Origin of the sequence: Pseudomonas sp. Pseusp3 (assembly GCF_047304225.1) — a bacterium.
GTDB lineage: Bacteria > Pseudomonadota > Gammaproteobacteria > Pseudomonadales > Pseudomonadaceae > Aquipseudomonas > Aquipseudomonas fluorescens_CD.
The window spans coordinates 1-12,454 of record NZ_JBGLYV010000076.1; the positions used below are offsets into that span (position 1 = coordinate 1).

Annotated in this window: 12 protein-coding genes and 1 riboswitch; of the genes, 8 read left to right on the plus strand and 4 right to left on the minus strand. The window is 61.3% G+C overall.

Features of this window, described 5'->3' with window-relative positions; all coding sequences use genetic code 11:
* On the minus strand, window positions 1-658 hold a 658-nt coding region (locus ACCD00_RS22240; RefSeq protein WP_413427563.1), incomplete at its 3' end, for an NAD(P)/FAD-dependent oxidoreductase.
* Between the two features lie 122 nt (window positions 659-780).
* On the minus strand, window positions 781-1,113 hold the full coding sequence (locus tag ACCD00_RS22245; protein WP_007977444.1) for a DMT family transporter: 333 nt from the start codon (window positions 1,111-1,113) through the stop codon (window positions 781-783).
* A 103-nt stretch (window positions 1,114-1,216) separates the two neighbouring features.
* Between ACCD00_RS22245 and ACCD00_RS22250 the strand changes: the two genes are divergently transcribed.
* Window positions 1,217-2,119: a LysR family transcriptional regulator gene (locus tag ACCD00_RS22250; protein WP_413427564.1), complete on the plus strand. Its 903-nt coding sequence runs from the start codon at window positions 1,217-1,219 to the stop codon at window positions 2,117-2,119.
* 11 nt (window positions 2,120-2,130) lie between these two features.
* Window positions 2,131-3,423: a lipid IV(A) 3-deoxy-D-manno-octulosonic acid transferase gene (waaA, locus tag ACCD00_RS22255; protein WP_413427565.1), complete on the plus strand. Its 1,293-nt coding sequence runs from the start codon at window positions 2,131-2,133 to the stop codon at window positions 3,421-3,423.
* A 59-nt stretch (window positions 3,424-3,482) separates the two neighbouring features.
* Here waaA and ACCD00_RS22260 read toward each other — a convergent pair whose 3' ends face one another.
* On the minus strand, window positions 3,483-4,916 hold the full coding sequence (locus ACCD00_RS22260) for a TolC family outer membrane protein (protein WP_413427566.1): 1,434 nt from the start codon (window positions 4,914-4,916) through the stop codon (window positions 3,483-3,485).
* Window positions 4,917-5,121: 205 nt separating this feature from the next.
* Window positions 5,122-5,227: riboswitch (TPP riboswitch) on the plus strand.
* 163 nt (window positions 5,228-5,390) lie between these two features.
* Between ACCD00_RS22260 and thiC the strand changes: the two genes are divergently transcribed.
* Both thiC and cytX read left to right on the plus strand, forming a co-directional pair.
* Entirely contained in the window at window positions 5,391-7,280 is a 1,890-nt protein-coding gene (gene thiC / locus ACCD00_RS22265; RefSeq protein WP_008063536.1) for a phosphomethylpyrimidine synthase ThiC, read from the plus strand.
* Window positions 7,281-7,467: 187 nt separating this feature from the next.
* Window positions 7,468-8,760 (plus strand): putative hydroxymethylpyrimidine transporter CytX, encoded by a 1,293-nt coding sequence (cytX, locus tag ACCD00_RS22270; protein WP_413427567.1) that lies wholly within the window; start codon window positions 7,468-7,470, stop codon window positions 8,758-8,760.
* Here the strand turns inward: cytX and ACCD00_RS22275 are convergent.
* Entirely contained in the window at window positions 8,729-9,475 is a 747-nt protein-coding gene (locus tag ACCD00_RS22275; protein WP_413427568.1) for an RsiV family protein, read from the minus strand. The two genes, cytX and ACCD00_RS22275, sit on opposite strands and share 32 nt — an antisense overlap.
* A gap of 224 nt (window positions 9,476-9,699) precedes the next feature.
* On the opposite strand from ACCD00_RS22275, the gene ACCD00_RS22280 reads away from it, so the two are divergent.
* From ACCD00_RS22280 to ACCD00_RS22295, 4 genes are all read left to right on the plus strand, one after another.
* On the plus strand, window positions 9,700-10,317 hold the full coding sequence (locus ACCD00_RS22280; RefSeq protein ID WP_413427569.1) for an NUDIX domain-containing protein: 618 nt from the start codon (window positions 9,700-9,702) through the stop codon (window positions 10,315-10,317).
* Window positions 10,308-10,760: a DUF1249 domain-containing protein gene (locus ACCD00_RS22285; RefSeq protein WP_007977461.1), complete on the plus strand. Its 453-nt coding sequence runs from the start codon at window positions 10,308-10,310 to the stop codon at window positions 10,758-10,760. Before ACCD00_RS22280 ends, ACCD00_RS22285 begins: the two co-directional genes overlap by 10 nt.
* 112 nt (window positions 10,761-10,872) lie before the next feature.
* Complete coding sequence (gene cpdA, locus ACCD00_RS22290) at window positions 10,873-11,688, plus strand: 3',5'-cyclic-AMP phosphodiesterase (protein WP_413427570.1); 816 nt, start codon at window positions 10,873-10,875, stop codon at window positions 11,686-11,688.
* 149 nt (window positions 11,689-11,837) lie between these two features.
* Window positions 11,838-12,446: a YqiA/YcfP family alpha/beta fold hydrolase gene (locus ACCD00_RS22295; protein ID WP_413427571.1), complete on the plus strand. Its 609-nt coding sequence runs from the start codon at window positions 11,838-11,840 to the stop codon at window positions 12,444-12,446.
* Window positions 12,447-12,454 lie beyond the last annotated feature (8 nt).

The following is a 12,454-nucleotide window of genomic DNA, read 5'->3' on the forward strand; positions in this document are numbered from 1 at the left end:
GGCTCAGGCCGAGCGCGGTGAGCAGGTCGGCGGTGCCGGCGCCGGCGCTGAGCACGATGCGCTGGGCGCGGATCTGGCGCTCGTCGACTTTCAAGCCGACCAGCTCACCGTTTTCCAGCAATGGCTCGATGTTCTGCCCGGCGAGCAAGCCATCTCCCGCCAGATCGGCCAGGCGCTGGATCAGGCTCGGCACATCGATCACCAATTCCGCCAGGCGATAGACCTTGCCCTTGAAGCGCTTGTCTTGCAGGGCTGGCGGCAATTGCTCGCCCTTGACCTGATTGACGCGACCGCGCACCGCTTTGCTGGCAAAGAAACTGGTGAGGTTGCCGGCGAGGGTGCCGGGGGACCAGAGGTAATGGGCTTCGGACAACAAACGCACGCCGGACAGATCCAGCTCACCATTGCCCGCCAGGGCTTCGCGCCAACGGCGCGGCATGTCGGCGATGGCTTCCGAGGCCCCGGTCAGGGCGCCGTGCAGCGCGTATTTGGCACCGCCGTGGATGATGCCCTGGGACTTCACACTCTGCCCGCCGCCGAGGCTGGCGCTTTCCACCAGCACGGTCGAAAAACCCTGGCGGCGCAGGCGCGCATTCAGCCAGAGGCCGGCGACACCAGCGCCGACAATCAGAACGTCGGTGGAAATAACGGATGGCATGCAGCGACCTCTGTGTTCAAGACGAGGGCGCAGTATACAGACTCGAAGTGGAGGGGATTTACTGGAGTACAAAACCTGTGGGAGCGAGCAGGTTCGCTCCCACAATGAATGGTGCTTCGGACTTAATGCCCCGCAGTTTTGGAGAAGAGCTGGATGACCACGACGCCCAGCACGATCAACGCCATCCCCAGCATCGCCGGCACGTCCAGCTTCTGCCCATAGATAAACAGTGCCGCGACGCTGACCATCACGATCCCCATGCCGGCCCATACGGCATACGCCACGCCCACCGGAACGCTGCGCACCACCAGGGTCAGCATCCAGAAGGCAATCCCGTAGCCGAGGATGACCAGCACCAAGGGCAGCGGGGTGCTGAGGCCTTTGACGGCTTTCATCGAAACAGTGGCAATCACTTCGGCGCAGATGGCTATGGCCAGGTAGTAGTAAGCGGTCATGGGTCAATCCTCGTGTGAAGTGTTGCTCTCTGAGGTCGGCATTCTAGTGAGTTGCCAGATGCGGTAAAGTCATTACCTATCTGAATAGAAGATGGGTTGAGCCATGAGCATGCAATGGAATCTGGAGCAGCTGCGGTTGTTTGTCAGCGTAGCGGAGCAGCGTTCGTTTTCGGCCGTGGCGCGGGACCAGCGCAAGGCGCAGTCGGCAGTCAGCAGCTCGATTGCGATGCTGGAAGAAGACCTGGGCGTCAGCCTGTTCGACCGCAGCAGCGGCCGTCAGCCGAAACTCACCGAAGCCGGCACGGCGTTGCTGGATGAAGCGCGGGAAGTATTGCGCCAGTGCGAACGACTCAATGGTCGGGCATTGGCAATGATGCGCGGGCAAGAGGCACGACTGCGGGTGGCGCAGGATGAAGCGATGCCGTATCAGCCGATCATCGAAAGCTTCGAGGCCCTGGCGGAAAAATTCCCCAGCCTTGAGGTGCAACTGACCAGCGCCGCCCAGGGCGATGTCGCGCGTAAGCTGGTGGAGCGGCGCGCCGATCTGGGGCTGCTGTTCTTTCACGATCAGATTCCCGAGGCGCTTGAGCGGCGGGTACTGGGCAGCGTGGAAATGGTCACGGTGTGCGGCAAGGATCATCCGTTGGCGCGCAAAGGCTCAGTGGACGGCCAGCAACTGGCGCAGCATCGGCAGTTGCTGATGTCCACGGAGTCGAGCATTTATCCCGGCAGTGATCCCGCCAGCCCGCAAGTCTGGCGCGCGGACAGTTTCTATGTGATGGCGGAATGGCTGGTGCGCGGCCTCGGCTGGGCCTGGTTGCCACGCCACGTGGTGCAGTACCCGACTTATCAGAATCAGATGGTCGAACTGGCCAGCGAATGGACCCCGCCGGCCCTGGTGGTGGAGCTGGTATGGCGCCGGGATGAACCGCTCGGTCCGGCCGCGCGCTGGCTCGCCGAACGTTTTGCCGTGCACTTGCAGACGATTGGCGAAAAAAGCCGATAAACTCCGCCGCCATGAATAGAACTCTCTACACCGCGCTGTTTTATCTGGGGCTGCCATTGGTAGCGATTCGGCTTTGGCTGCGCGCGCGCAAGGCGCCGGCGTATGCCAGGCGCATCGGCGAGCGTTTCTCCTATGGGATGCCGGCGATGAAACCGGGCGGCATCTGGGTGCACGCCGTGTCGGTGGGCGAAAGCATTGCTGCCGCACCGATGATCCGCGCCTTGCTGGCGCGTTATCCGGATCTGCCGATTACCGTGACCTGCATGACGCCGACCGGTTCGGAACGGATCCTGGCGCTGTTCGCCAATGAGCCGCGCATCCAGCACTGCTATCTGCCTTACGACCTGCCTTGCGCCGCCCGACGCTTGCTCGATCGGGTGCAGCCGAAACTGGCGGTGATCATGGAAACCGAACTGTGGCCCAACCATATCCATCAATGTGCCAAGCGCGGGATTCCCGTGGCGTTGGCCAATGCGCGGCTGTCCGAACGTTCGGCCAGGGGCTACGGCCGGTTCCGCAAGCTGACCCAGCCAATGCTGGCCGAGATGAGCCTGTTCGCGGTGCAGACCGAAGCCGAAGCCCAACGCTTTCGCGACCTGGGCGCGCGGGCGGAAACCGTCGAAGTGACCGGTTCGATCAAGTTCGACCTGACCATCGACCCGCAACTGCTTGAGCGCGCCAGCCAATTGCGCGGGCAATGGCAGGCGCTGGAGCGACCGGTGTGGATTGCGGCCAGTACCCATGACGGCGAAGACGAGGTCGTGCTGGCGGCCCATCGTCAGTTGTTGGCCAGTCACCCCGATGCCTTGCTGATTCTGGTGCCGCGTCATCCGGAGCGCTTCAATTCGGTGTACGGGTTGTGCCAGCAACAAGGCTTTGCCACGGTTCGGCGTTCCAGCGGCGATGCGGTCAGTGCAAATACTTCAGTGTTGCTTGGCGACACCATGGGCGAGTTGCTGTTTCTCTACGCCCTGGCTGACAGTGCTTTCGTCGGCGGCAGCCTGGTTCCGAATGGCGGGCATAACCTGCTGGAGCCGGCGGCACTCGCCAAGCCGGTGTTGAGCGGGCCGCATCTTTTCAATTTCCTCGAAATCGCCACGCAGTTGCGCAGTGCCGGGGCGTTGCAGGAAGTGGAGGATGCCGAAGGGCTGGCTGTGGCGGTGCAGCGGCTGTTTGAACTGCCGCGCGATGCGCAGCGCATGGCAGAGGCCGGGTTGAAGGTGATGCGCACCAATCAGGGGGCGCTGCAGCGGTTGCTGGACGGGTTGGGGCGGTTGATCGACAGGTCTTCAGTTCGCCGCTGATCCTGTGGGGGCGAGCAAGCTCGCTCCCACAAGGTTTGTGCTGTCTTGAAATCTGATGGTCAAGGTCTCGCTTTCAACTGCTCCTCCGCAGCCTTGGCCAGATCCGGTGGCAGGAAGTCCTTGTCCGGGTTGTAGTTGGGGTTGAGCCAGCGTGCCAGGGTTTGCAGATCCCCCGGATTCAACGTGCCGGCCTGTTGCTTCAGGCGCAGGTTGTCGAGGATGTAGTCGTAGCGGGTGTTGTTGTAGTCGCGTACCGAGGTGTACAGCTGACGCTGCGCATCCAGCACGTCGACGATGTTTCGCGTACCCACCTGATAGCCGACTTCGGTTGCTTCCACCGCGCTCTGGTTGGAGATGATCGATTGCTTGCGCGCCTGTACCTGCTCGACATCGGTGTTCACCGCGCGGTGCAGGTCGCGGGTATTTTCCACGACCTGCCGGCGCAGGGACTCGCGCTGCTGCTCGGTCTGGTCCAGTTGCGCATACGATTGACGCACCTGGGAGTTGATCAAGCCACCGCTGTAGATCGGGATGTTCAGTTGCAGGCCAACGGTCGTTTGCGAGACGTCGCCACCGTAGGGTATTGGCTGGTTGTTCGGGTTGCTGAAGCCCAGTGCGTCGTTGTCGCCTTTCTCGTACTTGGCTATCGCGTCAACCGTTGGCAAGTGCCCGGACTTGCGCTGCTTGAGGGTTTGCTCGGCGGCGCTGACGGCATAGTTGCTGGCCAACAGATTGAGGTTCTGCCTGCCTGCCGTTTCGACCCAGGCCTTGGCGTCGTTCGGTACTGGCGGCAGGATCGGCAAGTTATGGCTGATGCCCCAGATCGAGTTGTACTGGCGGTTGGTCAGGGTGATCAAGGCTTCAAAGGCGTCGTCCACCTGGCGCTGGGCAACGATGCGGTTGGCGCGTGCGGTGTCGTAGCTGGCTTGCGAGTTCAATACGTCGGTCTTGTCCGAGAGCCCGACATCGAAACGTTCGTTGGACTGGTCGAGCTGGCGTTTGAACGCCGCTTCTTCGGCCTTGGTCGAGGCCAGGTTGTCCTGGCTGCGCAGCACGTTGAAATAGCTTTGAGCGGTTTGCAGGATCAGGTTCTGCTCGGTCGCCGAGAGTTGCAGGGCGGCCTGTTCGTTGACTTCCTTGGCGGCCTGGAACTGGAACCAGCGATCGGCGCGGAACAAGGGTTGCGCCAGAGTGGCCTGGTACGAATGCGCATCGCGGTTGGTGGTGGCGGACGGCTGATCGAGCGACGTACGCACCTCGGAAATATTCGCCCCGCCCGAGAGGTTCGGCAGCAACCCGGCGCGGGCCTGGGGTACGACTTCCTTCTGCGCGCCGTATTGGGCGATCGCAGCTGCCAGGTCGGCGTTGTTGTTGACGGCTTCCTGATAAACGCTGACGAGGTCCGTCTTGTTCGATAAGGGCGCATCTGCTGCCCAGGCCATTCCATTGGACGCACAAGACACGGCAAGGGCCAGTGAGAGTTTGCGCAGCATAGACGTTCCCTAGATTTGATATTACACAGGTAATTTGAGCGCCAAGGCTAAGGCGCTGCCTTGGCAGCGTCAATGCGCGACTCAGCGTAGCGAGTGTAGTTGTGCATTCGGGCGGCAACAATCCTGATACTGCGTGCAATTACGCCATTCATCATGGTGTTTGCAGTGGGGTTGGCGTTCTTCGCCAGTTGTGTCTAGACTGGCCGGGTTCTTGTCGGGGTGCCTTGCTATGAGGCTGAGATCGAATAATTTCGGATCCCGTTGAACCTGATCAGGTTAGCGCCTGCGTAGGGAACAAGATTTCTCGTCACCCGGCGAGTCCTCTTGTGCTTCGTCCGGGATGTTGTTCGACAATCGAACACCCCTCGAGCACTGAGCACAGCACAGCTGGTTTTCCCAGCGCCGTGCGTCCATTCGTTTACAGGTTCGCTCCGACAAAAATCCACTGCCTGGATGCTGTCTGGAGAGCCCGTGATGACTACAAAAGCAAAAATCGCCACCAACCTGAGTGACTCGGCCAAGGTCGATCAGCAATCGGTTCAGCCGTTTACCCGCTCGCAAAAAATCTATGTTCAGGGCACGCGCCCCGACATCCTCGTGCCGATGCGCGAAATCAGCCTGGACGTGACGCCGACCGACTTCGGTGGCGAGGTCAACGCGCCGGTGGTGGTGTACGACACCTCGGGCCCGTACACCGACCCCAATGTCATCATCGATGTGCGCAAAGGCCTGGCCGACGTGCGTTCGCCGTGGATCGAATCCCGTGGCGATACCGAGCGCCTGAGTGGCCTGAGCTCGAATTTCGGCCAGGAGCGCCTTGCCGATCCGGAGCTGACCAAGCTGCGCTTCGCTCACGTCAACAACCCGCGCCGCGCCAAGCCGGGTGCCAACGTCAGCCAGATGCACTACGCGCGCAAAGGCATCATCACCGCCGAGATGGAATACGTCGCCATCCGCGAAAACATGAAGCTGGAAGTGGCCCGCGCCGCCGGCCTGCTGGACCAGCAGCACGCCGGCCACAGCTTCGGCGCCAGCGTGCCGAAAATCATCACCCCTGAATTTGTCCGTGACGAAATCGCCCGCGGCCGCGCGATCATTCCGGCCAACATCAACCACACCGAACTGGAACCGATGATCATCGGCCGTAACTTCCTGGTGAAGATCAACGGCAACATCGGCAACAGCGCCCTGGGTTCGTCCATCGAAGAAGAAGTGGCGAAACTGACCTGGGGCATTCGCTGGGGTTCGGACACGGTCATGGACCTGTCCACCGGCAAGCACATCCACGAAACCCGCGAGTGGATCATCCGCAACTCGCCGGTGCCGATCGGTACCGTGCCGATCTACCAGGCCCTGGAAAAAGTCGGCGGCGTGGCCGAAGACCTGACCTGGGAGCTGTTCCGCGACACGCTGATCGAACAGGCCGAGCAGGGCGTCGACTACTTCACCATCCACGCCGGCGTGCTGTTGCGCTACGTACCGATGACCGCCAAGCGCGTCACCGGCATCGTCTCCCGTGGTGGCTCGATCATGGCCAAGTGGTGCCTGGCACACCACAAGGAGAACTTCCTCTACACCCATTTCGAAGACATCTGCGAAATCATGAAGGCCTACGACGTCAGCTTCTCGCTGGGCGATGGCCTGCGTCCGGGCTCGATTGCCGACGCCAACGACGAGGCGCAGTTCGGCGAACTGGAGACCCTCGGCGAGCTGACCAAGATTGCCTGGAAGCATGACGTGCAGTGCATGATCGAAGGCCCTGGCCACGTGCCGATGCAGTTGATCAAAGAGAACATGGACAAGCAGCTCGAGTGCTGCGACGAGGCGCCGTTCTACACCCTCGGCCCGCTGACCACCGACATTGCGCCGGGCTACGACCACATCACCTCCGGCATCGGTGCGGCGATGATCGGCTGGTTCGGCTGCGCCATGCTCTGCTACGTGACGCCGAAGGAACACTTGGGCCTGCCGAACAAGGATGACGTGAAGACCGGGATCATCACCTACAAGATCGCAGCACATGCCGCCGATCTGGCGAAGGGGCATCCGGGTGCACAGATCCGCGACAATGCCTTGAGCAAGGCGCGCTTCGAGTTCCGTTGGGAAGACCAGTTCAACCTGGGTCTCGATCCGGACACCGCCCGTTCGTATCACGATGAAACCCTGCCGAAGGATTCGGCCAAGGTCGCGCACTTCTGCTCGATGTGCGGACCGAAGTTCTGCTCGATGAAAATCACCCAGGAAGTCCGCGAATATGCGGCCAACCAACGGATCGAAGCGGTCGACGTGGACGTCGCCCAGGGCATGGCCGAACAGGCCGAGCGCTTCAAGCAGGAAGGCAGTCAGCTGTATCAGAAAGTTTGATCTGATCCGGGATTGGCGGTGCCTGTGGCGCCGCCTTCGCGAGCGAGCCCGCTCCCACATTTGATCTCCTGTGAACACAGATTTTGTGTATGACAGAGGCCAAATGTGGGAGCGGGCTTGCTCGCGAAAGCGCCAGATCAGACAGCGAAACTCTCAATGACAAAACATATTCCTCTGAGATAACACCTTGAGCATTCAACCGAGTACTTATTCACCTGACATCGCGGTGCCGACCGACAAGCGTGTGTTCGGCGGTCGCGATCTGTTTTCCCTATGGTTCTCCCTCGGCATTGGCCTGATGGTCCTGCAGACCGGTGCCTTGCTCGCGCCAGGTCTGGGCCTGTCCGGCTCGTTGCTGGCGATTTTTCTCGGCACCCTGGTCGGCGTTCTGCTGCTGGCGGCAGTCGGGGTGATCGGCAGCGACACCGGCCTGTCGTCGATGGCCGCACTCAAGCTCAGCCTCGGTACCAAAGGCGCGAGCCTGCCGGCGGTGCTGAACCTGCTGCAATTGATCGGCTGGGGTTCGTTCGAAATCATCGTCATGCGCGATGCCGCCAGCCTGTTGGGCGCCAAAGCGTTCAGCGAAGGCAGCCTGCTGTCCAATCCGCTTTTGTGGACACTGTTCTTCGGCGCACTGGCGACCTTGCTGGCGGTCAGCGGTCCGCTGACTTTCGTCCGGCAGATCCTGCGCAAGTGGGGCATCTGGCTGCTGCTGGCCGCGTGCACCTGGCTGACCTGGAACCTGTTCGCCAAGGCCGACCTGGCTGCGTTGTGGGCCCAGGCCGGTGACGGTTCGATGCCGTTTGCCGTGGGTTTCGACATCGCCATTGCCATGCCGCTGTCGTGGTTGCCGCTGATTGCCGACTATTCACGCTTCGGCAAGCGGGCGAAAAACGTCTTCGGTGGCACCGCCATTGGTTTCTTCATTGGCAATTTCTGGCTGATGAGCCTGGGCGTGGCCTACACTCTGGCGTTCGCGCCGAGCGGTGAAGTCAATGCCTTGCTGCTGGCGCTGGCCGGTGCCGGCCTGGGGATTCCGCTGCTGCTGATTCTTTTGGACGAATCGGAAAACGCCTTTGCCGATATTCACTCGGCGGCGGTGTCCAGCGGGATTCTGTTGCGCGCCAAAGTCGAGCATCTGGCCCTGGCTATCGGCGTAATCTGCACGTTGATTGCCCTGCTGGCGCCATTGGCCCAGTACCAGAACTTCCTGCTGCTGATCGGTTCGGTGTTTGCGCCATTGTTCGGCGTGGTGCTGGTGGACCACTTCATCCTGCGCAAGCGCAGTGGCCAGGTCGCCTCAACTGCACTGCGCTGGCCGGCGCTGCTCGCCTGGCTGGGCGGGATCAGCACCTATCATTTGCTGGCCAACCTGTACCCGGATGTCGGCGCCACCCTGCCGGCGCTGATCCTGGCAGGGTTGCTGCAACTGGTACTGGGTCGGGCCTTCAGCTACGGCCGGGAAACAGCTCGGGCTTGATGATGCCGTTCAGGCGAGGGTAGGGGATCTTCAGTTCGACGTGGCCCAGCGCGTAAGGCGCAATGCTGCTGGTTTCGTACTTGAGGATCACCCCGCCGTAGGTCAGCGCCACGTTCCGGGTTTTCTGGAACGGCCAGTTCTTCACGAACTCCGGTTCCTGATCGAGCCTGGTGCTGATCAACCAGCTGTTGTGCGCTACCTGTGCCGCTTTCCAGAACGCATCTTCCTGCCCCGGCACCAGCATGTCCGACAGCGTCAGCACTTTATGCTGCTGGCGCGAATAGTTGATAAAACCCCGGCCTGGCGTGCCATGGGCACCGCCAGTGTCCAGGTAGCTGGACAACTCGACGATCACCAAGCCGTCATGCTGCTCGCGTACCTTCGCTTGCAGATAGCTGCTGTTGCGCGGGCCGGCGGTGCGCAAAAACTCTTCGCGATAGGCTGCCAGGGTCGGGGCGACTGGCGCGTCGGGCGAGGTGCGGGTCATCTGCAGCAGGCGTTTTTCGATGATGCCATCCAGTGCAGGCTCGGCCGGGAAGTGTAGGGTGTCGATATTGACCAGTGGGCAATCCGGGCTGCTGCAACCGGGCTTGAGCTGCTCGGAGGCGTCGCGGGTGGTTTCCAGGGGCGTGCGGTAGTTGGGCTGGAACAGACTCGCGCAAGCGCCCAGGGTCAGGGCGATAGCGGCCACGGAGGCAATTTTGAAAAGCGACATGTGCGTCCTTTCTGAAACAGGGGAAGGCAAAAAGATACCGGCTTCGACTCTCAACAAAGCAATCAGTTCGCCACTAAGCTAATTAGAGTGGGTTTCGCTCTCACCGTCCATCCCGCTGACGGGAAAGGGGCTGCATCAAACGTCACGGGCGCGTTAGGATGGCGCGAAGTCGAGGCCCAGGAAAAAGCAGCCTCGAACAGGATTTGCAGTAAAAGAGGATTGTCATGACGGATTTTGCCAACGCCATTCCGACCGCCGTTGATATCGTGCGGCGCGAAAAGTGCTACGAGGGCTTCTACAAACTCGAACGCGTGCACTTGCGCCACGAATTGTTCGCTGGGGGCATGAGCCGCGAAATCAATCGTGAAGTGTTCGTTCGCCATGACGCGGTATGCATGCTGCCTTACGACCCGCAGCGCGATGAAGTGGTGCTGATCGAGCAGTTTCGCGTTGGTGCCATGGGCAAGACCGACAATCCGTGGCTGATCGAACTGGTCGCTGGTCTGATCGACAAGGATGAAATACCGGAAGAAGTTGCTCACCGCGAAGCGCAGGAGGAAGCTGGGCTTGTGATCGGGGCACTCTGGCCGATGCTCAAATACTTTCCATCGCCGGGCGGCAGCAACGAATTCGTGCATTTGTACCTGGGGCGCTGTGACACTACCGGGGTGGGCGGCCTGCATGGGCTGCAAGAAGAGGCAGAAGACATCCGCGTTACGGTCTGGGCTTTCGATGATGCCCTGCAAGCCGTGCGCGACGGGCGTATTGCCAACGCGGCGAGCATCATTGCCTTGCAATGGCTGGCTTTGAACCGCGTTGAAGTGAGGGGGTTATGGTCGTAAACAAGCTGCGCGATCGCTATCGGGTGGACTTGGTGGGGCTGCAAGCGTCCTGCGAGGCGAACTACGCGCGCCTGATGCGACTGCTGCCGGACATGCGCAGCGAGCCTGCCGCGCGGCGCATCGCCGTGACCCATGGCGACCAGATGCTGGGTGTGCTGGCGCTGGAAGTGTTGTTGACCTGTCCTTACACCACGACCCTGCAAGTGCGTCAGGAACACAGCCTGCCGTGGCTGCCGGTACCGCAACTGGAAGTACAGGTCTATCACGACGCGCGCATGGCTGAAGTGGTCAGCGCCGAACATGCGCGACGCTTTCGCGGTATCTACCCTTACCCGAACGCCTCGATGCACCAGCCGGACGAAAAGGCCCAACTGAACATGTTTCTGGGCGAATGGCTGAGCCATTGCCTGGCGCTGGGGCATGAGTACGAAGTTGTCCGTTGAGCGAGCAACGCAGTTGTGAACTGCGTCAGGTTCAACAGTTTCCCCTTTCGGTCATCCCCCAGCATAATTGCGGCACTTACCCATCCCCGTGATCACGCCCTGGGAGAACGCCTTGCCGAGCGTATCCACATTGACCACCGCCGATCCGGCGTTGCTGGTGCAACTCTCCGACAGCCATCTGTTTGCCGAAGCGGACGGCACGTTGCTGGGCATGAACACCCGCGACAGCCTGCAAAAGGTCATCGAGCTGGTGCGCGCGCAACAGCCGCGGATTGACTTGATCCTGGCCACGGGTGATCTGTCCCAGGACGGGACGCTGGAGTCCTACCGGCAGTTTCGCGACCTGACGCGCCAGCTCGATGCGCCAGCGCGCTGGATTCCCGGTAATCACGATGAGCCGCAGATCATGGCCGAGGCGGCGGTGCAGAGTGCTCTGCTCGAACCGGTGGTGGATATCGGCAACTGGCGGGTCACGTTGCTCGATTCGGCGGTGCCCGGCTCGGTGCCGGGTTATTTGCAGGACGAACAGTTGCAGTTGCTCGCCCGCTCGTTGAGCGAAGCGCCGGAACGCCACCATCTGGTGTGCTTCCACCATCACCCGGTGTCCATTGGTTGCGCCTGGATGGAACCGATTGGCTTGCGTAATCCCGAGGCGCTGTTCTCCGTGCTGGACCGTTTTCCACAGGTGCGGGCCGTGTTGTGGGGGCATGTGCATCAGGAAATCGACCAGTTGCGTAACGACGTGCGTCTGATCGCCTCGCCCTCGACCTGCATCCAGTTCGAGCCGGGCAGCGAGGACTTCAAGGTCGGCGAGCAAGCGCCGGGGTATCGCTGGTTGCGACTGCTGCCCGACGGGCGGCTGGAAACCGGGGTGGAGCGGGTTACCGGGTTTGATTTCACTGTGGATTACGGTTCCAACGGTTACTGAAGCACCCGTCTGTAGGAGCGAGCTTGCTCGCGATTAACCTGAGAGCGCCGCGGGGCGCCAGGTTTGTACCGTTATCGTTGACGACCATCGCGAGCAAGCTCGCTCCTACAGTAAACTCCGCCTCTTTAGCCGACGCACAGGGAGCTCAAATGTCCGGTTCGATCCTTTATATCCACGGCTTCAACAGCTCGCCGTTGTCGAAGAAGGCTTGCCAGTTGATTGACGTGATGGAGCGTCTGGGCCTGAGCGAACACTTGCGCGTTCCGGCGTTGCACCATCACCCGCGCCAGGCAATCGCGCAACTGGAGCAGGCGATTGCCGAGCTGGGGCGGCCACTGCTGGTCGGCAGCTCGCTCGGCGGCTACTATGCCACTCACCTGGCCGAGCGCCTTGGATTGAAGGCCCTGTTGATCAACCCTGCCGTCAGCCCGCACCGGATGTTCGACGGCCATCTCGGGACGCAGAAAAACCTGTATACCGAAGAGACCTGGGAGTTGACCCACGACCACGTGACGGCCCTGGCCGGGCTGGAAGTGCCGGCGCCCCAGGATCCGCAGCGTTATCAGGTATGGTTGCAGACAGCTGACGAAACGCTGGACTATCGCCTCGCCCAGCAGTATTACCGGGCATGCGCCTTGCGCATCCAGGCCGGCGGTGACCACGGTTTCCAGGGTTTTGCCGCGCGCCTGCCGGCCATGCTGAGTTTTGCCGGCATTGGCGCCGATTTGTATCAGGCAATTGATTTCACATCGCTTTGATGCGATGC

Bases quoted from the DNA above. Each gene is read 5' to 3' on its own strand.
- waaA (WP_413427565.1), top strand. From the start codon at position 2,131: ATGAATAGAACTCTCTACACCGCGCTGTTTTATCTGGGGCTGCCATTG.
- ACCD00_RS22295 (WP_413427571.1), top strand. From the start codon at position 11,838: ATGTCCGGTTCGATCCTTTATATCCACGGCTTCAACAGCTCGCCGTTG.
- ACCD00_RS22280 (WP_413427569.1), top strand. From the start codon at position 9,700: ATGACGGATTTTGCCAACGCCATTCCGACCGCCGTTGATATCGTGCGG.
- ACCD00_RS22250 (WP_413427564.1), top strand. From the start codon at position 1,217: ATGAGCATGCAATGGAATCTGGAGCAGCTGCGGTTGTTTGTCAGCGTA.
- ACCD00_RS22245 (WP_007977444.1), bottom strand. From the start codon at position 1,113: ATGACCGCTTACTACTACCTGGCCATAGCCATCTGCGCCGAAGTGATT.
- ACCD00_RS22275 (WP_413427568.1), bottom strand. From the start codon at position 9,475: ATGTCGCTTTTCAAAATTGCCTCCGTGGCCGCTATCGCCCTGACCCTG.
- ACCD00_RS22285 (WP_007977461.1), top strand. From the start codon at position 10,308: ATGGTCGTAAACAAGCTGCGCGATCGCTATCGGGTGGACTTGGTGGGG.
- thiC (WP_008063536.1), top strand. From the start codon at position 5,391: ATGACTACAAAAGCAAAAATCGCCACCAACCTGAGTGACTCGGCCAAG.
- ACCD00_RS22260 (WP_413427566.1), bottom strand. From the start codon at position 4,916: ATGCTGCGCAAACTCTCACTGGCCCTTGCCGTGTCTTGTGCGTCCAAT.